1 pseudogene is annotated in these 358 nt (G+C 57.5%); it reads left to right on the forward strand.

What is annotated here, in order from left to right:
- A pseudogene (locus tag QKE30_RS10820) lies at positions 1-358 on the forward strand (helix-turn-helix domain-containing protein); the annotation flags it as partial.

The raw sequence follows: 358 nt of genomic DNA on the forward strand, positions 1-358 counted from the left end.
GCAGCAGTACTCGTTCGAGATCAAAAAGGAAGTTGTCCAACGCCACCTGGCCGGCGAGACAAAGATGGATCTTGCGCGTGAGTTTGGCCTGTCGTCAGACCAGCTGGTCACTAGTTGGTCCTGGGAATGGCGCAACGGTGGCGATGAGGCGTTAAAACCGAAGCCGAAGGGCAGGCCCAAAGGCTCGGCTGCGCCAAAGCCGCTGACCGAAGAGGAGAAGCTGCGGCGCCGGATCGCGCGGTTGGAAGCGGAAAACGCTTATTTAAAAAAATTGCGGGACTTGAGGAATCAGGGACGCGCCTGAAAGTCCAGGCGATTGTCATCCTCAAGTCGCACCACCGCTTGGAGTACCTCCTAG

The sequence above is a fragment of the Corynebacterium sp. c24Ua_83 genome (assembly GCF_039907245.1).
Taxonomy (GTDB): domain Bacteria; phylum Actinomycetota; class Actinomycetes; order Mycobacteriales; family Mycobacteriaceae; genus Corynebacterium.